The organism is Cytobacillus kochii (assembly GCF_044790165.1).
Lineage (GTDB): Bacteria > Bacillota > Bacilli > Bacillales > Cytobacillaceae > Cytobacillus > Cytobacillus kochii.
The window spans coordinates 3137964-3161753 of the sequence record NZ_CP085254.1; the positions used below are offsets into that span (position 1 = coordinate 3137964).

At 36.3% G+C, this 23790-nt stretch carries 25 protein-coding genes; 4 read left to right on the forward strand and 21 right to left on the reverse strand.

The genetic code is table 11. The annotated features are described in order from the left end of the window. Nucleotides 1-13: 13 nt before the first annotated feature. Entirely contained in the window at nucleotides 14-388 is a 375-nt protein-coding gene (locus LG276_RS16065; RefSeq protein WP_095372550.1) for a DUF4190 domain-containing protein, read from the reverse strand. 208 nt (nucleotides 389-596) lie between these two features. Here LG276_RS16065 and LG276_RS16070 point away from each other — a divergent pair, with 208 nt between their 5' ends. Then, nucleotides 597-1169 carry a 5' nucleotidase, NT5C type gene (locus LG276_RS16070; RefSeq protein ID WP_224935958.1) on the forward strand — a complete coding sequence of 191 codons (573 nt, stop codon included), beginning with the start codon at nucleotides 597-599 and terminating at the stop codon, nucleotides 1167-1169. A 51-nt stretch (nucleotides 1170-1220) separates the two neighbouring features. Here LG276_RS16070 and LG276_RS16075 read toward each other — a convergent pair whose 3' ends face one another. The 3 genes from LG276_RS16075 to LG276_RS16085 are packed head-to-tail and all read right to left on the reverse strand — an operon-like array spanning nucleotide 1221 to nucleotide 3292. Further along, the gene (locus tag LG276_RS16075) at nucleotides 1221-1631 is read right to left on the reverse strand and encodes a Fur family transcriptional regulator (RefSeq protein WP_095372548.1); all 411 of its coding nucleotides are present in this window, start codon (nucleotides 1629-1631) and stop codon (nucleotides 1221-1223) included. A 24-nt stretch (nucleotides 1632-1655) separates the two neighbouring features. Next, complete coding sequence (locus LG276_RS16080; RefSeq protein WP_095372547.1) at nucleotides 1656-2504, reverse strand: metal ABC transporter permease; 849 nt, start codon at nucleotides 2502-2504, stop codon at nucleotides 1656-1658. Continuing rightward, nucleotides 2504-3292 (reverse strand): metal ABC transporter ATP-binding protein, encoded by a 789-nt coding sequence (locus tag LG276_RS16085; protein WP_251163395.1) that lies wholly within the window; start codon nucleotides 3290-3292, stop codon nucleotides 2504-2506. Before LG276_RS16085 ends, LG276_RS16080 begins: the two co-directional genes overlap by 1 nt. A gap of 168 nt (nucleotides 3293-3460) precedes the next feature. Between LG276_RS16085 and LG276_RS16090 the strand changes: the two genes are divergently transcribed. Beyond that, nucleotides 3461-3718, forward strand: a complete 258-nt coding sequence (locus LG276_RS16090; RefSeq protein ID WP_095372545.1) for a DUF2624 domain-containing protein — start codon at nucleotides 3461-3463, stop codon at nucleotides 3716-3718. Between the two features lie 92 nt (nucleotides 3719-3810). Here the strand turns inward: LG276_RS16090 and LG276_RS16095 are convergent, their stop codons facing one another. Next, nucleotides 3811-4704, reverse strand: coding sequence for a deoxyribonuclease IV (locus tag LG276_RS16095; protein WP_341106667.1), 894 nt, complete (start codon nucleotides 4702-4704; stop codon nucleotides 3811-3813). Between the two features lie 16 nt (nucleotides 4705-4720). Then, entirely contained in the window at nucleotides 4721-6025 is a 1305-nt protein-coding gene (locus tag LG276_RS16100; protein WP_281202249.1) for a DEAD/DEAH box helicase, read from the reverse strand. Nucleotides 6026-6244: 219 nt separating this feature from the next. Here LG276_RS16100 and LG276_RS16105 point away from each other — a divergent pair, with 219 nt between their 5' ends. Together LG276_RS16105 and LG276_RS16110 are read left to right on the forward strand one after the other, a co-directional pair. Continuing rightward, the gene (locus LG276_RS16105) at nucleotides 6245-6895 is read left to right on the forward strand and encodes a YqfQ family protein (RefSeq protein ID WP_251163392.1); all 651 of its coding nucleotides are present in this window, start codon (nucleotides 6245-6247) and stop codon (nucleotides 6893-6895) included. Between the two features lie 341 nt (nucleotides 6896-7236). After that, the gene (locus LG276_RS16110; protein WP_224935953.1) at nucleotides 7237-8193 is read left to right on the forward strand and encodes a 4-hydroxy-3-methylbut-2-enyl diphosphate reductase; all 957 of its coding nucleotides are present in this window, start codon (nucleotides 7237-7239) and stop codon (nucleotides 8191-8193) included. Between the two features lie 44 nt (nucleotides 8194-8237). On the opposite strand, the gene LG276_RS16115 is transcribed toward LG276_RS16110, so the two are convergent. The 15 genes from LG276_RS16115 to LG276_RS16185 form a co-directional block, all read right to left on the reverse strand. Beyond that, complete coding sequence (locus LG276_RS16115; RefSeq protein WP_224935952.1) at nucleotides 8238-9353, reverse strand: Nif3-like dinuclear metal center hexameric protein; 1116 nt, start codon at nucleotides 9351-9353, stop codon at nucleotides 8238-8240. After that, on the reverse strand, nucleotides 9350-10054 hold the full coding sequence (locus LG276_RS16120; protein ID WP_224935951.1) for a tRNA (adenine(22)-N(1))-methyltransferase TrmK: 705 nt from the start codon (nucleotides 10052-10054) through the stop codon (nucleotides 9350-9352). The genes LG276_RS16115 and LG276_RS16120 overlap by 4 nt, the downstream gene beginning before the upstream one ends. Nucleotides 10055-10135: 81 nt before the next feature. After that, a complete protein-coding gene (cccA, locus tag LG276_RS16125; RefSeq protein WP_095372539.1) occupies nucleotides 10136-10489 on the reverse strand; it encodes a cytochrome c550 in 354 nt (117 codons plus the stop codon). Between the two features lie 364 nt (nucleotides 10490-10853). Continuing rightward, the gene (locus tag LG276_RS16130; protein WP_095372538.1) at nucleotides 10854-11993 is read right to left on the reverse strand and encodes an acyl-CoA dehydrogenase family protein; all 1140 of its coding nucleotides are present in this window, start codon (nucleotides 11991-11993) and stop codon (nucleotides 10854-10856) included. 419 nt (nucleotides 11994-12412) lie between these two features. After that, entirely contained in the window at nucleotides 12413-13540 is a 1128-nt protein-coding gene (gene rpoD, locus LG276_RS16135) for an RNA polymerase sigma factor RpoD (RefSeq protein ID WP_095372537.1), read from the reverse strand. A gap of 122 nt (nucleotides 13541-13662) precedes the next feature. Then, nucleotides 13663-15483, reverse strand: a complete 1821-nt coding sequence (gene dnaG, locus LG276_RS16140) for a DNA primase (RefSeq protein WP_341106657.1) — start codon at nucleotides 15481-15483, stop codon at nucleotides 13663-13665. 44 nt (nucleotides 15484-15527) lie between these two features. Next, entirely contained in the window at nucleotides 15528-15992 is a 465-nt protein-coding gene (locus tag LG276_RS16145; protein ID WP_404294446.1) for a DUF188 domain-containing protein, read from the reverse strand. A gap of 314 nt (nucleotides 15993-16306) precedes the next feature. Continuing rightward, complete coding sequence (locus LG276_RS16150; protein ID WP_095372534.1) at nucleotides 16307-17125, reverse strand: pyruvate, water dikinase regulatory protein; 819 nt, start codon at nucleotides 17123-17125, stop codon at nucleotides 16307-16309. Between the two features lie 33 nt (nucleotides 17126-17158). Further along, nucleotides 17159-17779, reverse strand: coding sequence for a helix-turn-helix transcriptional regulator (locus LG276_RS16155; RefSeq protein WP_263624130.1), 621 nt, complete (start codon nucleotides 17777-17779; stop codon nucleotides 17159-17161). Nucleotides 17780-17995: 216 nt separating this feature from the next. Further along, nucleotides 17996-20068 carry a glycine--tRNA ligase subunit beta gene (glyS, locus tag LG276_RS16160; RefSeq protein ID WP_404292324.1) on the reverse strand — a complete coding sequence of 691 codons (2073 nt, stop codon included), beginning with the start codon at nucleotides 20066-20068 and terminating at the stop codon, nucleotides 17996-17998. Then, nucleotides 20061-20951 carry a glycine--tRNA ligase subunit alpha gene (gene glyQ, locus LG276_RS16165; RefSeq protein ID WP_095372531.1) on the reverse strand — a complete coding sequence of 297 codons (891 nt, stop codon included), beginning with the start codon at nucleotides 20949-20951 and terminating at the stop codon, nucleotides 20061-20063. The genes glyS and glyQ overlap by 8 nt, the downstream gene beginning before the upstream one ends. 372 nt (nucleotides 20952-21323) lie before the next feature. Further along, entirely contained in the window at nucleotides 21324-22079 is a 756-nt protein-coding gene (gene recO, locus LG276_RS16170; RefSeq protein ID WP_095372530.1) for a DNA repair protein RecO, read from the reverse strand. A 29-nt stretch (nucleotides 22080-22108) separates the two neighbouring features. Further along, nucleotides 22109-22252, reverse strand: coding sequence for a YqzL family protein (locus tag LG276_RS16175; protein ID WP_095372529.1), 144 nt, complete (start codon nucleotides 22250-22252; stop codon nucleotides 22109-22111). A 147-nt stretch (nucleotides 22253-22399) separates the two neighbouring features. Further along, nucleotides 22400-23311: a GTPase Era gene (gene era, locus LG276_RS16180; protein ID WP_281202243.1), complete on the reverse strand. Its 912-nt coding sequence runs from the start codon at nucleotides 23309-23311 to the stop codon at nucleotides 22400-22402. Then, the gene (locus tag LG276_RS16185; RefSeq protein WP_224935947.1) at nucleotides 23304-23702 is read right to left on the reverse strand and encodes a cytidine deaminase; all 399 of its coding nucleotides are present in this window, start codon (nucleotides 23700-23702) and stop codon (nucleotides 23304-23306) included. The genes era and LG276_RS16185 overlap by 8 nt, the downstream gene beginning before the upstream one ends. Between the last annotated feature and the right edge of the window lie 88 nt (nucleotides 23703-23790).

A 23790-nucleotide genomic window follows, 5' to 3' on the forward strand; every position in this document is an offset into this window, starting at 1 on the left:
TTGTTGTTTATATTTAAAAGAATGGCATAATAAAAATCCCTACTAAAAGCGATACTATACCGATACCAATCGCCCAAGTGCCAAATCCTCTAGCTCCTTTGCTATTTGCAACAATACCAAGTACGATCCCTGCAGCTCCAAGAAATATCGGCATAATGAATAGTGAAAGGATTGATAATACTAAAGCAGTAATACCTACTCCTCGGCCACCACTACGCGTCCCTTTTCTATCGTCAATATCCCTTCCCCTGTCCTCATCATAAGTTACAGGAGCAGCAATTTCGGCTGCAGTTTCTTCTGAATAATCGCTTGAGACTTCATACTGGTTCTCGTCAACTCTGTCACGACGAAGCTGATCTTCATCATATTTACGCATCTGATCTGCCATCATGATCCCTCGCTTTAATGGTATCCACTTTTCTGTGGTGGAGCATTTATTATTATTAACAAGCTTTACACTTTTACTTGTGTTAAGATTTTCTAGCAACAAAAAGGCTTTTATGGTTTATATAATGAAAAGTTTCAGCTAAAATTAGGAAGTAAAGAAAAAATGAAGTGAACGGTTATATGTTCAAGTTTTAAAGGAGAGCAATGAAATGAAAAAACGATTCGGAATTGATATCGATGGAACTGTCACGAGTCCAGCGGCAATGATTCCTTTTATGAACAAAGCATTTGGGCTACAACTTACTTTAGAAGACATAAAACAATATGACTTGTATCCGCTTGTAGATATAGAACCTCAAGCATTCGATCAATGGTTTAAAGAAAATGAACCGGAAATTTATCGCCAGTCAACCATTGTACCTAACGCAAAATCAATATTAACAAAATGGAAAGAAGAGCATGAACTATTTTTTATTAGTGCACGCTCAACTCATTTGATGAGTGTAACTGAAAATTGGTTCACACAGAATGGCATTACTTTTGATCATATTGATCTTATTGGCTCTCATGATAAAGTCTCAGCAGCTAAACAATATGATATTGACATATTCTTCGAAGATAAACATGATAATGCTGTTATGATCCATGAGGCGTGTCAAATTCCCGTCATATTGTTCGATACACCCTATAACCGCTTACCGACTCCAGACGGCGTAAAAAGGGTGACAAGCTGGAAGGAAGCAGCCACATGGGTAGAGAATTGGTTAAAAGTATCTGTGTAATCTTACTATCTTCATATAAAAAAACCCCTCTTATAAGAGGGGTTTTTCCAATTAACAACATTCTGGGCATTTGCCGTAAATTTCAAATTTATGCCCAGAAACATCATATCCTTTTAAGTTTTCTGCCAAAGTATTCATCGGACAAGTTTCTATTTCTTTCGTTTTTCCACAATCCAGACAGATAAAATGATGATGATGATGTTCATGAGAACAAGTAAACCGAAAATGTTTTTCACCAGATAACTCGGTCATCTCAAGAATATCTAAGTCCACAAACAAAGATAAATTACGATAAATGGTATCAAAGCTCAAGCCCGGATAATCTGGTTTCATTTCCTCTAAGACTTCTCTTGCCGTTAAGTACTTATTACTATCTGCAAATAGTGCAAGCATTTCTTCTCTCTTGCCTGTATGCTTATAGCCTCGATTTTTCAACAGTTCTAATGCGCCACTCACATTCATGACTGATTCACCCTTTTTTTGCAATTATACTTTAGCTGGTCTAGATGTCTTTACTTTCTTTAAAAGTATCGTTACTAATAATATTAACACAGCAATGATCACAATGGTTCCTCCAGGAGCAAGATCTAAGTAATATGCTAAAAATAAACCGCCAAGTACTGACACTTCTCCAAAAATAACTGACAATAAAATCGTTTGCTTAAAGCCCTTTGCAATCCGCATACTCGCAGCAACTGGTAAAGTCATAAGTGCGGATACGAGGAGAATTCCAACGATACGCATTGATGAAGCGATAACAAGTGCCACCATAACAATAAAAATAAAATGAACAATTTTTACTGGAATACCAGATGCTTGCGCATGCTCCTCATCAAAAGATAATAAGAATAGTTCTTTATATAAAGAAACAATAATGGCTATAATAATCACCGAAATGATGATAATAAGCCATAGATCTTCTCTACTTACTGCACTAACGCTACCAAATAGGTAACCAAACAGATCTGAATTGAAGCCATCAGCTAGTGAAATAAATATTACACTAAGACCGGTTCCCCCAGAAAGAATAATAGGAATGGCAAGCTCCTGATAATGCTTATATACAGACCTTAATTTTTCAATAAACACAGATCCTGTAACGGAAAAAGCCATCCCCATATAAACAGGATTGACTCCGCTAAAACCGGTTAGTTTCTTTTCAAGTAATAAGCTTGCTGCAATCCCAGCTAACGTTACATGACTAAGCGCATCTGCTATCAATGATAACCGCCTTACTACAATATACACACCAAGTAAAGGGGCAATAATACCAATAATCATACCAGTTAAAAAAGCATTTTGTAAAAACTCATATTCAAATATAGCAGCAATCATTATCTCACCCCTTCATGATGGTGGTGATGATCATGGGATAAGATATGAACGTCATGTCCATAAAACGTCGACATTTCAGCTTTATCAAGACGCTCAAATTCCTCTGTTTTCCCGTGGAAATGAAGAGTTTTATTCATACATGCAACATGTGATACCCGCTCAGAAATTGTCCCTATATCATGTGTAACGAGTAAAAGCGTAATGCCACGGTTTTTATTCAGATCTTCAAGCATATGATAAAAAGATTGCACATGTTGTGCATCTACACCAACAGTCGGTTCATCTAATATAAGTAATTTAGGTTCACTTACTAACGCTCTTGCAATAAACACCCGTTGTTGCTGACCTCCAGATAACTCTCCCACATTACTCGTTTCATACTCGCGTAATCCAACAGAATCTATAGCGTCTATAACATGACGCCTATCTTCCTTTTTCATCCATTTAAATAGTCCAAGTTTTTTTGTTAACCCACTAGCAACAACTTCAAATACCGTTGCCGGAAAACCTGTATTAAATGAATTTGCCTTTTGCGAGACAAAGCCAATTTTTTGCCTGTCCTTAAATTGATTCATTTCTTCCCCGAAAAGAGTGATTTTCCCATTTTGTAATTTTAATAAGTTCAATATTAACTTGAGAAGTGTTGATTTTCCAGAACCATTTGGACCTACAATGGCTAAGAAGTCTCCTTCATTTACAGTTAAATTTACCCGCTCTAATACATTATTTTTTTCATATCTAAAGGAAACATCCTCTATTTTAATCACTGGCTCTTGCCGTGTTTCCATCTTATTCACCTTCGTTTTAAGAATCATTACGATTTAGTACAAGGAGTAGTATACATGAAGTTCCTAACCTTGTAAAGGAGTGAAATGAGGCTTGTTTCATCAATTTTTGTAGAAAAAAAGGCAAATTTTACTGTACAGGTGCATACAGTTTAATGAGGAGTGATGCACATGAAAATCTTTGAGAACATCATTAATCACAAAGTCAATCACATTACCGCAGATGAATTATTAAAGTATGGAAAACAATTTAATATCTCAGTTAGCCGCTCAGAAGCGGAGCAAATCGCCCAATATCTTCGCGGTAAAAAGGTGAATATCTTTAATGAAAATGAACGAAAGAAACTTGTCAAAGAAATTGCCAATATTGCAGGTGTAGACACGGCAAAGTCAGTCAACCAAATATTTCTTATGTTTACTAATTCTTAAGTCTATTACCAGTGCCATTGACATCTACGATTTAAACAGACCATTAGAAGGGCAAAGAAGAAGCATAGAGGATCCCTCTCCTCCATGCTTTTTTATTGTGCTAAAATATCTTCTAATAGATTTTTATTAAACGCTTCTTTACGTAACATATTGATTTCGAATTGATATGGCGGTTTCTTATTTTTCTTGTCCTCGCCAACATAAGGGGTTTCCAAGATTTTCGGTATTGTCGTAAGTTGTGGATGATGAACAATGTTGTTTAGTGCCTTAAAACCGATATGACCAAATCCAATATTTTCATGGCGGTCTTTCCTAGCTCCCTGAATGTTTTTACTATCATTAATATGAAGAACCTTTAATCGATCGATACCAATGATTTTATCAAATTCATTTAATACACCATCAAAGTCATTAACAATATCATATCCAGCATCATGAGTATGACAAGTATCAAAACAAACAGATAAATGTTCATTATGAGTTACACCATCAATAATTTTCGCTAGTTCTTCAAAATCTCTTCCACATTCTGACCCTTTTCCAGCCATTGTTTCAAGCGCAATTTGCACATTTTCATCGCCATTTAGTACTTCATTTAAACCTTCAATGATCCTGGCGATACCGTTTTCTGCACCTGCTCCGACATGTGCACCAGGATGCAAGACAATTTGCTTTGCCCCAAGCGCTTCTGTACGATCGATTTCAGAACGTAGAAAATTCACTCCTAATTCGAATGTAGCTGGGTTCGTTGTATTCCCTATATTTATAATATAAGGGGCATGAACAACAATATCACTTATGCCATTTTCCTTCATATGAGCTAGGCCAGCTTCTATATTTAAATCTTCTATTTTCTTTCTTCTCGTGTTTTGGGGAGCACCTGTGTAAATCATAAATGTATTCGCCCCGTAAGAAGCTGCTTCTTCACTGGCTGCTAATAACATTTTTTTTCCGCTCATCGAAACATGGGATCCTATTTTCAACATACAATATCCCTCTCTCTTATTTTCTTTTAATCCTTCTTTCTCTCTTCTTTATCTTTTCCATTTCCCATTTGCGCTTTCTTTTGTATCCTGGTTTTACTTTTTTCGGTTTTTGTATAAGTGAACTAGCTTTTTTATCAATCTCATCTGTTTGACGTTGTCTGTTTTTTCTTTTATTACGATCGTCAAGTGTTACCCAATTTCCTTTAACAAAATCAATATGAGTAAAAGTAACGCCCATTTTCTCTAATTTATTTAATGCGTCTTCATCTGTTGGATCATAAATCGTTAAGGCGATACCTGAAGTGCCTGCTCTTGCTGTTCTACCTACACGATGAATATAAAAATCTAAGTCTGTAGGTAATTCGTAGTTAATTACGTGACTAATTCCTTTAATATCAATACCCCTAGCAGCTAAATCAGTTGCTACGATATATTGGAATTCGAGATCAACGATTTGCTTCATCATTTTCTTTCGTTCTCGTGGATTCAAATCTCCGTGAATTCTTCCGACTTTCAAGCCTTTAGCCATTAAACCATCTGCGACTTCATCTGCCTTTTTCTTCGTATTCGTAAACACGATGGCTAAATACGGGTTAAAAGACTGTAAAGCATCAAACACAAGATTTACTTTGTTGCGGTGTCTTGAAGGTAAGAGTTGATGTTCGATTTTAGCTGCGGTTGGTTGCTTCGGCTCTACATGAACATATTTTGGGTTTTCCATATATTTTTTCAAAAATGGTTTAAGCTTCTCTGGGATGGTAGCTGAAAACACAAGCATTTGCAATTTCTCTTGCATGTGTGACGCAATTTGGTCAACATCTTCCAAGAAGCCCATATCCAACATTAAGTCCGCCTCATCCACAACTAACAATGAAGCTGTATGGATAAGCAATGCCTGCTCTTTCACTAAATCATTAATTCTTCCCGGTGTACCAACAACTATTTGCGGTTGCGTTTTAAGCTTTTCAATTGTTCTTTGTTTATCTGTACCTCCGATAAAGAGCTTAACTGCGATAGCTTCTTCACTATGGCTCGTGATTTTTAAAACTTCTTGATAAATTTGGTTGGCTAGCTCTCTAGTTGGTGCAGTGATAATTGCTTGTACACCTTTTTTGTTTGTTTGAATTTTTTCAACCATTGGCAGAATATAAGCGTGTGTTTTACCTGTACCTGTCTGGGATTGACCAATGGCACTTTCCCCTTTTAAGACAGTCGGTATTAATCTTTCCTGTATATCTGTTGGTTCAAAAAACCCTAACTTCTTTACTGCTTCTATAATAAAAGGTTTAAACTCATACCTTTCAAATCTTGTTTCATTCATTTTTTTAACTCCTCATTATCGTTATGAAATGATCATAAGTACTTGCACACATGATCACTTAAAATCGCAAACATTTACTCCATCATATTATTATAATAAAATTCCAGGTAAATAACCAGTTATACTTGTTATTCCTTCTTATCCTTTTATAAAGATAAACCCATTTCTCCTTTTTGCATACAATGAAAGTAAAATCCCCTTTTGAGAGGAGGAGATGTGATGTATCCAGGAATGGGACCAAATCGAGGGCAGAGACCAGGCTTCCCTCCACCACACCAAACACCACAAATGATGCAAAACTTATCAGGTAGGCCACCATTTCCACCCAGAATGACTCCATACGGACCAACACAACCAAGAAATAATGGTGGAATGAGAAATAACGGATCTTCAAGAAGTGGAGGTCTATTATCCAAAATCCTTGGTGGTAGAGGTGGTTCTGGTGCGCAGGCAGCTGTAAACACTGCTACTAATGCTGCCACAGAATCTAGAGCCGCTGGTGGAGCAGGTATTCTCCAAACGATAACAAACCCAACAAATATAAGTGGTTTTTTAACAAATACACAAAAATTCTTAAATACTGCAGGGCAAATCGGTCCAATGGTTCAACAGTACGGTCCGATGGTTAAAAATATCCCTTCAATGTGGAAGCTTTATCGCGGTCTTAAGAATATGAGTTCAACAACGGAAGAAAAAGAGGAAGAAAATGAATCTAGCTCACCATCTCCGATAAAGGATAGTCATCCTTCTATGTCAGCAATGAAAACTAAAAAAGAAAAATCAGTCACTATGGAGTCTTTAGAAGACCAGCCAACTCAACAACCCCCTAAAAAAGCGGGTGGTCAGTCTGTACCGAAACTGTATGTTTAGTCATGTGCTTAGCGCTCGCCATTTTGGCGAGTTTTTATTTTATTGTAAATTGCTCATTTCCTTCATTAAATGAATTAAAAACATTGTTAGAGTCATCTCTTAAGTACCAACATGCAAAGTGGACCTATCTATCACCTTCATTGTCTTATTTCATTCGTCCTTACGGAACAATAGAATAGAGCTTAACTCACCATGGATTTCTTTTATCAATTCTCCTTTTTGTGTTATTGCTTTATGTCTTATATAATAGATTAGAAGAGATGAGTAATTTCATTCATCCAATGTTTTATTTACAATTATATAATACAAAATATATGTTTCTGATATAGGGAGGATATTCAATGAACGTCATCAAAATATCACCAAGGGGCTACTGCTATGGTGTAGTAGACGCAATGGTGATTGCTAAAAACGCATCACTCGATAAAACCTTACCGAGGCCAATTTATATCCTTGGCATGATTGTCCATAACAAACACGTGACTGATGCATTTGAAGAAGAAGGCATTATTACTTTAGATGGGAAAAACCGTGATGATATTTTAGACCAAGTCCAAAGCGGTACGGTTATCTTTACCGCACATGGTGTATCACCTAAAATTCGAGAAAGAGCTAAAGAAAAAGGGTTAGTTACCTTAGATGCCACCTGCCCGGATGTGAGTAGCACGCATGATTTAATTCGTCAGAAGAAAGACGAAAATTATCAAATTATATATATTGGTAAAAAGGGACATCCTGAACCTGAAGGAGCGGTTGGGGTTGCACCTGAGATCGTTCACTTAGTTGAAACGATTGACGATGTTCAAGCGTTAACATTAACAAATGAAAAAATTCTCGTTACAAATCAAACAACCATGAGCCAATGGGATGTCGGCGATATCATGGAAGAAATCAAAGAGAAATATCCTCAAGCTGAATTTCATAAAGAAATTTGTCTTGCTACTCAAGTACGCCAAGAAGCGGTTGCAGAGCAAGCAGGGGCTGCAGATGTCCTTATCGTTGTTGGAGATCCGAAAAGTAATAACTCGAACAGGCTTGCTCAAGTTTCCGAAGAAATTGCTGGCACGAAGGCCTACCGTATTGGCGATATTTCCGAGCTTAATTTAGATTGGATTAAGGATGCTCAAACGGTTGCAGTAACGGCCGGTGCCTCTACACCAACACCAATTACAAAAGAAGTGATTTCTTTTATTGAACAGTATGATCCAAAAGAAGAATCAACTTGGCTTACAGAAAAGAAAGTACCATTATCTAAAATCCTTCCGAAAATAAAAAAGCCAAAAGCTGTACAAAAGTAAGCAAAAAGCCATCTCCATATGGAGATGGCTTTTTCTATTTTCAATTATACAAATGTAAAAGGATCTGTATGTACTTTAGAAGCAATAAACTCCACCTCTAACCCTTTTTCAGCGCATTTTTTCTTCATATATTCTGCAACACCTGATTTCATCACTTTTTCGACATTATGACCAGGGTCAATAATATTTAAACCCGCTTGCATCGCATCATGTGCAACATGATAATACATATCTCCCGTAACGTAAACGTCTGCACCTTTCATCTTCGCTTTTGCATAATATTTATTGCCATCTCCACCAAGAACGGCTACTTTTTTTACAATTGATTGTAAATCTCCCACTACACGCACGCTAGGCACATCCAACACCGCCTTCACATGCTCTGCAAACTGTGCTAAGGTCATTTCCTTTATATCACCTATTCTACCGAGTCCAAGAACTTCTCCTTGATTAGCTAAAGGGTAAAGGTCATAGGCCACCTCTTCATATGGATGAGCCGCAAGCATTGCTTTGATAACTTTCTTCTCTATATTAGATGGGAATATTACTTCAATTTTATTTTCTTTCACCTTTTCAAGTGTACCCGGTTGGCCAATATGCGGATTTGCTTCCTTACTTGGTAAAAATTGTCCATTCCCTTCACTTGAAAAACTACAATGACTATAATCGCCTAATGCACCTGCACCAGCATTACCTAAAGCTTGCTTGACTGCTTCCTCGTTCTCTACAGGTACATAAACAGCAAGTTTCATTAAAGGTATTTCATATGTTGGTACAAGGACTTCTGTATTTTTTATCTGAAGCGCAGTTGCTAATAGATCATTTACGCCACCCTTAGCAACATCCAAATTCGTATGAGCTGCATAAACGGCTATATCATGCTTAATTAATTTTGTATAGATTCTTCCTGCAGGTGTATCACTGTCTAATTTCTTTAAAGGACGGAAAATCGGTGGATGGTGTGCAATAATTAAGTTAACACCTTGGTCAATTGCTTCATCAACCACTTCCTCTAACACATCAAGTGCAACCATAACTTTGCTTACTTTTTGGTTCAAGCTGCCGATTTGTAACCCAATAGGATCTCCTTCCATTGCGTAGGCTTTTGGTGAAAACTGTTCAAATAACTGAATGATTTCATGTCCATTTGCTTTCTTCAAGATAATACCCCTCCAACAATAGCTATTTTCTTCTGTAAAGCAACTATTTTTTCATTATTTTCATTTGATGATTTTGCTGCTTGGATTTGACTAATTATTCTCTCCCAATTCTTTCGTTCATGTTTCCATTTTTTAATAAAAACTGCCGATTTTTCAAGTAATAAATACGGCCCTAACAAGAGTCCTTCTTCTAAATCGCCGTATCCTCGATTGATATCGCCTTTCTCAGCGATTAAGATCTCATAAATTTTTTCATCTTCTTCGATTATTTCTTCATTTATTAATGCCCATCCGTTTTCACGCAGCCAAAGCCTGATAGAGATGCTACTAATATTAGGTTGGAGAATTAATCGTTTTACCCCACCTAAGCGATCAGAACCTTCTTCCAAAATGGACGCAATCAGTGTTCCGCCCATACCTGCAATTGTTATTACATCTACTTCATCGTCCGTTAAAACAGAAAGTCCGCTTCCTTTTCTCACAGAGATTTTATCTTCTAATTTATCTGCTTTTACTTGTGCTAACGCTGATTGAAACGGTCCTTCGACAACCTCACCAGCAATCGCTTCTTCGGCAATCCCTTGTTTAACAGCATAACAAGGTAGGTAAGCATGATCTGAGCCAATATCGGCTATTTTCGAACCTTTTGGTATATATTGAGCAACTGTTCTTAATCGATTAGATAATTGATTTGTGTTCATTCGTTATTCCACCACTTCTATGTATTAAGTTCTGATTATAGTATAAAAAAAGTCCCTTGCATATGCAAAGGACTTATTCGTTTATTCCAATGTCATTAACCATTCAGCCATTTCTTGCTCTTTACCAGAGACAAGTCCCCCTGGCATTGCACCTTTACCATTTGTTAATACATCAACGATTTCTTCTTCTGAAAGTCTCTCGCCAACACCCGTTAGTGCGGGTCCTACACCACCTTGATATTGGTCACCATGACAGCCAATACAAGATTGTTGATAAATTTCCTCCGGTGACGCTGCTACCTCTTCTGTTGCTTCCTCGTCCCCTTCACTTGTCAGTTCTTTGTGATCACCTAATCCTTTAAATGAAACAAGGAACATTGCGCCAATCCCAAGGATAGCAATAAGAGCGAACGGTATTAACGGATTACGATTCAATGTTTAAACCTCCCTTATGTAAGAACTTCACAATATAAGTAAGTATATACAAACAATCTCTATTTTACTGTAAAAAACGCTATTGGAAAAGCCCTAAAACGAATTTGTTATCAGCAATTCAAAATTATTTTAATAAACTGGCAAAAAAGTTTACTTCCTATCATTTATTTTTTTACCATTTTACCCCTTTTCATTCCTTAAAAATATTTTATGTATAACATGAATTTTTTAAAAAGAAAAACTATCTAAAAAATAGTTTTGATTATAAATGAGGGTAATTTTATACACTTAAAGTCTCTAAAAATCCACCCTCTCTAACCATTCTTAGATAGCATTTTCCTTTAATGCAAAAAATATACTCCTATTAACAACCAATCTGTCTGGCAATCACCATACGTTGTATTTCTGAAGTTCCTTCTCCAATTTCTGTTAACTTACCATCACGCATATATCTTTCTACATGATATTCTTTCATATAGCCATAACCACCATGAATTTGAACGGCCTGATCAGCGATTTCCATACAAATCTCAGATGCATATAACTTACACATTGCCGCTTCTTTGGAAAACGGTTTTCCTTGATCTTTTAACCAAGCTGCTTTATAAACCATATTTCTCGCCAATTCAATTTTCATCGCCATATCGGCAAGTTTGAATTGTATAGCTTGAAAATGAGATAACTTTCTACTAAATTGTTCACGTTCTTTAGCATACTTTAGTGCCTTCTCATATGCTGCTTGGGCAATGCCCACTGCCATGGCACCGATGCCAATTCTTCCTCCGTCAAGAGTGATTAAAAATTGCTTAAATCCATCGCCCTTTTTACCGAGCAAGTGCTCAGTCGGCACGCGCACGTCTTCTAATATCAATTCAGTTGTATTGGATGCATTGAGTCCCATCTTCTCATAATTATCCAATACAGTGAACCCGTTCGCATCGGTAGGAACAATAATCGCACTAATTTCTTTATCCGTACCATTCATACTCGTGATAGCTGTTAAGGCTAAATGTTTTGCATAACTCGCATTCGTGATATAGCACTTATTCCCATTGATGATATATTCCCCGTTCTCTTCTACTGCTGTTGTTCTTGTCCCACCAGCATCGGAGCCAGCATTCGGTTCAGTTAAACCAAATGCACCAAGACTCTCACCGGTACAAATAGGTGTTAAATACTTATGTTTTTGTTCTTCGGTACCAAATAATGACAGAGGTGCACCGCCCAATGATATGTGAGCAGAATACGTTATACCTGTTGAGGCGCATGCTTTACTTAATTCTTCAGTTACAATTGCAAAACTAATTGTATCGGCTCCACCACCGCCATATTCTTCCGAAAAGGGCAAGCCCATCATACCCAGGTCTGATAATTTCTTGAACACTTCCAATGGAAATTCTTTCGTTCGGTCCCTTTCCAATGCACCAGGTTCCACTTCTTCCATTGCGAACTCTTTAATCGTTTTAAAAATCATCTTTTGTTCAGATGTAAGGTCAAAATTCATATAAATCCTCCTTCTTATGACTTTTGAATACGCTTTCAATTCCTATTATATAATCACCTCTATAATATTCTCAAGATTTAAAAAATTTAAAATTGTACATAGTTATGTTTCAATAATAATTTAAAACATTAGAACTAAATAAAACCGCTTTATAAACCTTTTGTTTTGTTTCTCAATATAGTAATAATTATCTAAAAAATAAATAATTTAAGAATTTTTTACAAAAAGTAATTTGCAATATAATTAACTATTCAGTAAAATAAATTGTAAATATAAGTATGGATATTACCGTACATTTGTTTATTTATTAATATATGGTATCATATACAAATAAAGGAATTATCCACACAACTAGAAGTGAATATTGCACTAAAAAAAGATAGCTTACCCATTAAGAGTAAACTATCTTGAGTTGAATTCTATTCTAAAAAGTCTTTCAGCCTTTTACTTCTGCTAGGATGTCTTAATTTTCGAAGGGCTTTCGCTTCAATTTGACGAATCCTTTCTCTCGTGACGCCAAAGACCTTTCCAACCTCTTCTAGCGTCCTTGTTCTTCCATCATCTAGCCCAAAGCGAAGACGAAGTACATTTTCTTCACGGTCTGTTAAAGTGTCGAGTACATCTTCTAACTGCTCTTTTAACAGCTCGTAGGCAGCATGCTCAGATGGAGAAGTAGCGTCTTGGTCTTCTATGAAATCTCCAAGATGAGAATCATCCTCTTCACCAATCGGTGTTTCTAATGAGACTGGCTCTTGAGCAATTTTTAAAATTTCTCGTACTTTATCTGGTGTTAAATCCATGTCTTCAGCAATTTCTTCTGGAGAAGGTTCACGGCCCAAATCTTGTAGCAATTGGCGTTGAACACGAATTAACTTATTAATTGTTTCAACCATGTGAACCGGAATTCGAATGGTTCTTGCTTGGTCAGCTATTGCTCTTGTAATTGCTTGACGTATCCACCATGTAGCATAAGTACTAAATTTAAAACCTTTACGATAGTCAAATTTCTCTACTGCTTTTATAAGACCCATATTCCCTTCCTGGATCAAATCTAAAAACAGCATGCCACGACCGACATATCGCTTGGCAATACTTACAACGAGACGTAGGTTAGCCTCCGCTAAACGACGCTTCGCTTCTTCGTCGCCTTGCTCAATTTTATTTGCAAGTGAAATCTCTTCTTCTGCTGTTAATAGGTCGACACGACCAATTTCCTTTAAATACATTCTTACAGGGTCGTTAATTTTTACTCCAGGAGGTACGCTTAAATCATTTAAATCAAATTCCTCTTCATTTTTTGCTAATTCTTGCGCATTGGGATCTGCATCGTCATCATTATCACCAACTAGTTCCACACCTTGATCACCAAGGAATTCATAGAACTCATCCATTTGATGAGAATCCAACTCATAATGAGACAATCTTTCTGCTATATCATCATAGGCGAGAACACCTGTCTTCTTTCCTGTTTCTAAAATCTGCTCTTTTGCTTGTTCTAGGGTCAATTCTGTTTCAACCTCTTTCGAACGGGCCGATTTTTCAGCCATTTGTCCCCCTCCTTCCAAAAAATCACAAACCTCTGGGACAGCATAACACTTAAATGGTTATTATGGTAATCATTTGCTTTTGCTTATGCAGTCTATAATATAATTAACACGATGAGAGATAATCACTTTTCTAATGATTTTCTTAATTGTAGAATCTCCATCGCAATTAATGCCGCTTTGGCATAGTCCTTTTGACGTTCTGCTTCTTTTTCATCATGAATTTTTTCTTTTATTTTAATCATCTTTTGATGATTTAACACATGCTTAATATAATCAGATAATTCCTTTTCAGTAAAATCTTCATTGACAGGCATCATCACAATATCTGCTACAATATGCCGCAACTCTTTGTCTTTTATAAATTGCATAAAGTTACTTGTATTGGGCACATGACCACTTTCATAATATGCAAGAAGATAAGTATAAATCGCTTGGTGCTCATCCACATTAAATTCATTGCCACTTAACATTTCCTGAACCTTCAATGTAATATCGTGATTATTCATCATATGAGCCAACAACATACGCTCAGCATTTTGAAAAGCTGGCCGTAATACATTATTTGACATTTGTTGTAATAAAAACGGTTCTTGCGGTAATGACTGTGGCTGATTTTTTGTATTTTTTTGCATTGAATAAAATATTTGTTTTTGTTGCTGTTGTAAGGCATCTAATGAAAGCGAAAATTCGCTAGCAATTTGTCTTAAATAATGATCTCTTTCTACTGCTTTCGTTAGACGACTGATTTCTGTTAGTACTTCTTCTATATAACGAAGCCGTTCTCCTTCATCATTCAACCTTTTTCCTAGTCTTAAATATCTCATTTTAAAGGACATATAAGTAAGACTAGCCTCAATGACCTCATTTTTAAACTTTTCTGCGCCATATTCCTTTATATAATCATCAGGGTCAAGCTCTTCCGGAAGCCAAGCAATTCGCACATTACAACCGACTGATTGAAGCATATCTAAGGCTCGATTGGCTGCTTGAATTCCTGCTGTATCCCCATCATAGCAGATCGTCACATGGTCAGTACTTTTTCGAATTAATTGTACATGTTCATCTGTAAGCGAAGTACCCATCGTAGCAATTCCATTAATGACGCCAGCCGCATCAGCAGCAATGACATCGGCAAATCCCTCAAAGAGAACAGCTCTTTGCTCTTTTTTAATGTGCTTCTTTGCTCGATTAAAATTAAAGACCGTTTTGCTCTTATTGAAAATGGCCGTTTCAGGACTATTTAAATATTTTGGGTCTTCTTCCCCCAATGATCTTCCTGAAAAAGCAATAATATTCCCTTTTTCATTATAGATAGGAAACATGATACGATGGCGAAATCGATCAAAAAAGTTACCATCTCTCTCTCTTTTGATTAATAAACCTGCTCTTTCCATGAGATCCAAGGGAAATTTTCTTTTCTGCAAAAATTTACAGACAAAGTCCCATGAATTTAGTGAGTAGCCAATTTTATACTTCTCAATTGACTCCATTGTAAATCCACGTTTTAATAGGTATTCTAACGCTTCTTGACCATCCTTTGTGTTTACTAGTAAATGATGGTAGAATTTACATAATAATTCATGCGCATCATACATTTGTTGCAATTCAGGTGACTGTTTCACGTTTTTGTCATGTGAAGAAACGTCAATATCAATAGGAATATTTGCTTTCTCTGCTAAGTTAACAACAGCTTCTTGAAAGGAAAAACCTTCTAAATCCATTAGAAATGAAAAAGCGTTTCCTCCTGCATGACAACCAAAGCAATGGTAAATTTGCTTATCAGGAGATACGGAAAATGATGGTGTATTCTCTCCATGAAAAGGGCAAAGTCCAAAATAATTTCGGCCTTGCTTTGTTAAATTCACATAATCTCCAATAACATCAACAATATCAACTGAATTTCGAATTTGATCAATCTTTTCTTCAGGAATACGTTCTGCCATAACGACAACTCCCCACTACATAAAGAAGTATTCTAGAAAAAAAGCTAAAATCCTTCAATTTTCGACAATATTTTTGTCAGTTCTTTCTTGAATCGCTGTCGGTCTTCTTCCTTGAACGGTTTAGGACCTTTTCCATAAACACCTTGGCGCCGTGCTTTTGCAGATAGGTATCGCATATCTAATGCTGTATGGATATGACCTTCCTCATAAACATTGCCCCTTGGCGATAAAACATGAACACCATTTAACAAAAGTGTAGAAGCAAGACCTATATCCTGGGTAATTACCACATCTCCTCGTTTGGAGTAATTTTGGATATATAAATCGACAGCTTCTTTACTGGAATCCACGAATGTCCACTCATCTGTGCGATACTCTGCTTTCATATGTGCATAGGATGCAATGAACTTGTAAGCAACCGAATGAATATTGGCCAATTCGACAATTTCCTGCTTAACCGGACAGGCATCCGCATCAACTAAGATGGTTGGTTCGTCTGATGTTCTTATAATTCTACATCACTCCAGTATTTCCTCCTTATAAAGAAATTTCTTTATTATGGAAGGATTGTCGAATTTTTTTTATATAATTCCCTTGACTTCTCCCAATAAATAGTTTATTCGTTAAAAGTCAAGTCTAAACCTATTTTATCATTTTTTATCACGATTTTTTATTATAATATATAAAACAGATAATTTCCAGACATAAGTTTTATATAGAATGCTTCTACTAGCGCTAGCTTATTTATGCAGCAAAATGGAAATTGCATACAGTTTAATCTGGAATGTACAAAGAAAAGGCACATAATCAATTACATTATGTGCTAATCCTTTAAAAGATTTTTACGATAATGATCTAGTACAAGATTTGCTGTTTCTTCAACCGCTTTGTTTGTTACATCAATCACTGAACAACCTATCTGATTTACAATGCGATCGAAATATGAAATCTCATCTTTAATTCTTTCTATATTTGCATAACTTGCGCTATCACTAAGTCCTAAAGAGATAAGCCTTTCTCTTCTAATATGATTTAATTTTTCTGGGCTAATCTTCAAACCAAAACACTTCTCTTTTGGTACGAGGAATAACTCTTCAGGAGGGTCGACTTCTGGTACAAGCGGCACGTTGGCCACTTTTAACCTTTTATGAGCTAAATATTGTGATAATGGTGTTTTCGATGTCCGAGAGACCCCTATTAAAACGATATCAGCCTTTAAAATCCCCCTAGGGTCTCTACCATCATCATATTTAACGGCAAATTCGATTGCTTCAATCTTCTTGAAGTAATCATCATCTAATTTCCTTACTACACCCGGTTCATACAATGGTTCATTTCCATAATTATTTTGAATTTGATCCATGATCGGTCCGATAATATCGTAGGCGAAGATATTTTCTTTTTTAGCTGTTTCAAGCATATAATTACGTATATGTGGCTTCACTAACGTATATGCTATGAATCCTTTGTCGAGTTTAGCTAAAGCGACCACTTCATCGATATGAGCTTGTTCCTCGACGTAAGGAAAACGTTTAATTCTTACATCCCCATTATTGAACTGACTTGCAGCCGCCTTTATGACAAGCTCAGCCGTTTCACCAACAGAATCAGAAACTACATAAATAATTGGCATATTACCCATACTAGCATAATCAACTCCTTATTTGAGCTTTACTTATTCACCCGCTAGTGCAACAAATGCTTTTGTTAAATTAGTTTTTGTTATTCTTCCAATAACCTCAAAGCCTTTATCAGCTTCCTTCACAACGGGCATACCATCAATTTGCTTATCAATGAGTTGTTGCGCTACATCAATAAGTAAATCTTCTTTCTTACACATTGTGATATTAGGCATCCTCGTCATAATGATATTTACTGGTAGTGCACCGAGCTCTTGCTTTCCGATACTGGCTCTTAACAAATCTTTTCTAGATAATACACCTACTAGTAAAGAGTCCTTGTCAACAACAAATAATGTGCCAACATCCTCTAAAAACATTGTGACAATGGCATCATAAACTGAAGTATTTTCACTAATAACAACTGGAATTGATTGATAATCCTTCACAAATAACTTTTTCATATTCTCAGTTAAAAGTTGAGCACCTGTTTTTCCTGTATAGAAATATCCTACTCTTGGTCTTGCGTCTAAATAGCCAGCCATCGTTAAAATAGCTAAATCCGGACGAAGCGTAGCTCTTGTTAAATGTAATTGATCAGCGATATGTTCCCCTGTAATTGGACCATTTTCTTTCACTATTTCTAATATTTTTTCCTGCCGTTTATTGAGTTCCATTGATCTCACCACCTTGAGTTGGAGCGTCTTCTAAGTAAACCTATGCATATGTAGACGTTTCCCCAAATAAGCAAATTATGAACGAGCAATAAGGTTATACTTTTATATAATTATTATATACTATTTCTCAGAAATGAAAAGAATTTGCTTGTTGAAGTAAATGAGAAAGGGTGGAAAGAACCATATGGCAGCATTTAAAGGTTCTTTCCATTTAAATCATTTCACAAGTATATGATTCATTTGTGCAAACGATTGTATCATCGTTGCTAAATGGGCCATAAAGCTTAAACGATTCGCTTTCACTTTTGGATCTTCAGCCATTACCATTGTATGTTCAAAATACATATCAATTTCTGGTTTTAAAGATACAAGATAGTTGAAGTAATCCTCTGCATTTGTTGTTTCATCAAGGTTATTTCTTACTTCAATGTATTTATTATATAGCTTATGCTCATCTTCATTCTCAAATAGCTCTATTTGAACAGCTTCCATACTTTCTGCTTTTTGAGCGATATTCAAGACCCTACTTAATGCTTCTATTTCACCCTTAAAACGGTCATTATCTTTGTTTGAATGAAGAACTTGCGCCCTTTCAATAATCGCTGGGACCGATGTTAATGCGCTGCCTAACACAGCATCAATTAAATCATAGCGAATGGCTTTTTCTTGTAATATATACTTTATTCTTAAGCGGAAAAAGGCTATTAACTCTTCTTTTATTTTCTCATTCTCTTGCTTATTAATGCCAGCATTTTCGGTAAGGTGGATAGCTTGATTAATTAACTCCTCAAACGAAACCTCCCAATTCATATTCAACAATGTTTGGACGATTCCAGTCGCTTGTCTTCTTAGCGCATACGGGTCTTGTGAACCACTTGGAATAATCCCGATTGCAAAACAAGAAACAATCGTATCTAACTTTTCTGCAATAGATAAAATCGCCCCAGGGACAGATTTTGCGGTAGAATCATGTGCGTTTCTTGGCATATAATGTTCATTAATAGCCTGAGCTACTACAGTATCTTCTCCTTTTTGCAAGGCATATTTCTCACCCATGAAACCTTGAAGTTCTGGAAATTCATAAACCATTTGTGTCACAAGGTCAAACTTACAAATTTCTGCAGCCCTATCTGCTACTTTTTTATCCTCTGATGAAAGTGCTAATAATTGAGCGAGATGATTCGTTAATGCTCGTACACGACCTACTTTCTCAGACATCGTTCCAATTTCTTCATGATAAACGATTTTTTCTAATTTTTTCAAAGAAGCTGCAATGGATGTTTTTTGGTCTTCATTATAGAAAAATGCTGCATCTGATAATCTTGCTCGTAGCACTTTTTCATTTCCTCGAGCGACATTATCCAAATGTTCGTGGCCACCATTTCTCACTGTTATAAATTGAGGCAATAAGTCTCCACTTTTCGATTTAACAGGAAAATAACGCTGATGTTCTTTCATCGAAGTCACAAGCACTTCCTCTGGTAATGATAAATACTCCTCTTCAAAACTGCCGAATAAAGCAGTAGGATACTCTACTAAGTTATTTACTTCTTCAAGTAAGTCTTCATCAATTGGGACGAGCCAATTTTGTTCTTCTTCTAATTTATCGATTTGCTTACGAATAGCTTCTTTTCTTTCCACAGCATCTACAATCACATATTCTGCAAGCAGAGCTTTTTCGTATGATTTAGGATTCGTAATAATAACATCTTTTCCTAAAAAACGATGTCCTCTAGATGTATTACCTGTTTGTACATCTGTTATTTCAAAAGGAACCACCTTTTCACCGAACATTGCCACTAACCATTTAATTGGTCTAATGAAGCGCATTTCTTTGTCTGCCCATTTCATATTCTTTGGGAAATGCATAGAAAGAATGAGCTCTTTTAATTCAGGAAGTAATTTCAGCGTTTCTTGTCCTTTAGTAAAGGTTTTAACATGTGCATATTCTACACCTTTAATTTCTTTAAAGAAAATATCATCAGGCGTCGCTCCTTGACCTCTACTAAAGCCAATCGCTGCTTTTGTCCACTCACCTTGGTCATTCAGTGCAATTTTTTTCGCCGGGCCTTTTGCTTCTTCATGGACATCTTCCTGTGCTTCCTCAACATCTTCTACAAGTACAGCTAATCTTCTAGGCGTAGAGTATGCTTTCATCCCTGAAAATTGAATACCTTTTTCTACTAACCAAGCCTTTACTTTATCCGATAATTGGTTCATGCTATCTGTTACAAAACGGGCTGGCATTTCTTCTAAGCCAATTTCTAATAGGAGATCTTGTTTACTCATGGTCTTCCCCCTCCTTTTCTTGTATCATCGGAAATCCTAATTTCTCACGTTCTTCATAAAAGGTTTTAGCAATTTTTCGAGCAAGTGTACGACATCGACCAATATAGCCCGTTCTCTCAGTGACAGAAATCGCTCCTCTTGCATCTAATAAGTTGAATGTGTGCGAACACTTAAGTACATAATCATATGCAGGATGAACGAGTCCCACCTCCATTTGACGATGAGCTTCTTTTTCATAAATATTAAAGAGATTAAATAACATATCAACATCTGAAGTTTCGAATGTATACTTTGAATGCTCATATTCGGGTTGTCCAAAAATATCTCTGACAGTAAAACCTTCTGTCCATTCTAATTCAAATACATTTTCCTTATCTTGAATATAAGAGGCGAGCCTTTCAATACCATATGTAATCTCAACAGAAACAGGCTTACACTCTAATCCTCCGACTTGTTGAAAATAAGTAAATTGCGTAATTTCCATACCATCAAGCCATACTTCCCAACCGAGTCCAGCACAGCCTAAAGACGGGTTTTCCCAATTATCTTCAACAAAGCGGATATCATGCTTTAACGGATCAATACCTAATGCTTCTAAAGAAGCTAAATAAAGCTCTTGGATATTATCTGGTGAAGGCTTCATTATTACTTGGAACTGATGATGCTGATAGAGACGGTTTGGATTTTCACCATATCTGCCGTCTGCTGGTCTTCTAGAAGGCTCTACATAAGCAACATTCCACGGTTCAGGCCCAATCGCTCTTAAAAATGTATACGGGCTCATTGTACCTGCACCTTTTTCAGTATCATAAGCTTGCATCAAGATACATCCTTGATCTGACCAATGCTTTTGCAACGTTAAAATCATATTTTGAATATTCATAAGCCACCTCTTTCTTTCCTTTTCAGTCACCAAAGACCGGTATCTACATTAGATAAATACTTGCTTTTCGACAAGTATTTATTCTTTTAAAAGCATAAAAAACTCTCGTCTCTATGCCTTTAATAAAGACATAGGGACGAGAGTTAACCCGCGGTTCCACCCTATTTGCTACTTACTTTTACGTAGCCTCTTTTACTTCACCTGTTGCTCCAGAGCGCCCTTCGTTCACTTTCTATTCTCTAGCTCACACTCTCCTAGAGTCGCTTTTATAGAGGGAGTGAAGTACTTTTCTCCTTCATTGCTAAACATAGCTATAATTTAATGAAATAATAGCTGAATTTCTTTCGAAAGTCAATAGCTTACTTTTACTTATTATTGCATGAAACCCTTCATATTGTTCATTTGATTTAAAAACCTTTTTGTTTTTAATTGCAAGCCTGCATACTCATCATAGTATGTTTCTATTACTTTTTTCAATTCAAGTTTGGTTTGTTCTTTTACAGATATATTCCCAAGCCTTGACAAGTCCATGTAATAAAAAATGCGAAGTAATCTAACCGTAGCAGGAGAAAGCTTTAAATGATAGGGATCTTTATCCAAACAATGATGACAAATGAAGCCATTTTGGCTAATAGAAAAAGCAAATGTTCCTTCCGTCCGTTGACAGACAGCACAATGATTAAGCTCAGGATATAAGCCAAATAAGCCAAGCATTTTCATTTCGAAAATATGTGTAAGAATTTCAGCATCATATCCTTCATCAATTGCTTGTATGCATCTAAATACAAGTTCGAAAAGATAAGGGTTAGGCTTCTTCTCTTCCGTTCCTTTATCCAGTAAGTCTACTATGTAACTTACATATGCTGTAAGGAAAATATCTTCTTTTATACTCCGCATTGAAAGTGAAATTTCACCTTGTTGAAGGGTCCCCAGCCCTCTGCTTCTTTGTATTAAATAAGTGCCATAAGTAAAAGGCTGGGTGACAGCAGCAAGCCGACTATTTGGCTTTTTTGCGCCGCGTGCCATCACACCAACCTTTCCCCACTCTCTTGTAAAGAGTGTGACAATTTTATTTGTTTCGCCATAATTGACTGTTCTAATGACAATGCCTTCACATTTTTCAAGCATCGATGTCACCATCCTTATAAGATGACAACCTATGAAATCGGAAAATCAAATTCTGCTAGTTCTTCATCTTGTTCTACGGGTATATCATGGTAATCTTTTTCAATTTCTTTAAAAAGAAGATATGTGTCAATATTACCTGTTTGGGAAAACACTTTCCAGGTAAAATCTTTCATAGATAACCCCACCTTTACTGTGTTTTTACTAGCAATTAAATCTATACTCTTATCATAGCCTGTCTTCTGAAAATCATAAGACGAAAAAATTGTTAATTAAATGGATGCATAATTCTTTGATTTCACCAATAACCTATGTTGACAGGTTTAATATTCATCTTCCCTAAATCCAAAGTCTCTTAACTGGGTCATTTTGTTACGCCAATCTTTTTGAACTTTCACCCATAATTCGAGGAAAACCTTACTTCCCATGAGATTTTCTATATCTACTCTTGCTCGTTGTCCGACCTCTTTGAGCATTTTCCCTTGTTTACCAATAACAATACCCTTTTGAGAATCTCTTTCAACAATAATCGTAGCCATGACATGAATGATATCCTTCTTATCTTGCCGCTCAATCTTATCAATCACAACCGCTAATGAGTGAGGAATCTCTTCTCGGGTTAAATGTAAAGCTTTTTCTCGTATCAATTCGGAAATAATAAACCTCTCCGGATGATCTGTTACTTGATCAGCAGGATAGTATTGTGGCCCCTCTGGTAAATATTCCTTAAGCTGCTCTAGAAGGCGATCAACATTACTCCCTTCTAAAGCGGATATGGGCACAATTTCACAGAAGTTATATTTCTCCTTATAAGATTCAATGACAGACAATAGTGCATCTGGATGAATTTTGTCAATTTTATTGATGACAAGAAAAACAGGTGTTTTGACTGATTGGAACTTTTCTATAATGAATTCTTCCCCTCTGCCAAACCCTTCTTCAGCATTCACCATAAATATAATGGCATCGACTTCTTTTAGCGTATTTTGTGCAACTTTCATCATAAAGTCACCTAATTTATGCTTAGGCTTATGAATTCCTGGTGTATCGATAAAAATATACTGTGCATCATTTGTTGTGAGCACACCTTGTACTTTGTTTCTTGTTGTTTGTGGTTTATCACTCATAATCGCAATTTTTTGTCCAATGACACGGTTAAGTAGTGTAGACTTTCCTACATTTGGTCTGCCGATAATGGAAATAAACCCTGATTGATGTCCTTGTTGATTATTCATGTAAATCCTCCGATGAAAAAGCTCCTGGTAATAGTTGCTCTACTGTTAATTGTTGTGTATCTCCGTTTAAGTTTGTTAGAACCACCGGCATCTCTTTTGAACATAATTCAGAGATTACCTGCCTGCACGCCCCGCATGGTGATACTGGTCTGTCAGTATCTGCAACAACTGCTAACATTTTAAATTCTGTTACGCCATCAGAATATGCTTTAAAAAGCGCCGTTCTTTCGGCACAATTACACATACTATATGCGGCATTCTCTATATTACATCCGTGGAAAACTGTACCATCTACTGCCAAAAGTGCAGCACCAACTTTAAATTTTGAATACGGTACATATGCCCGGTCCCTTGCTATTTTCGCTTCTTCGATTAGTTTATCAATGTTCAATTGTTTCTTCCTTTCTGAAATGGCCGATTGCCTTCTTTTATTTTACACTATTTTTTTTGTAAAATCATGGGTTGTTGTCATTTTGTAA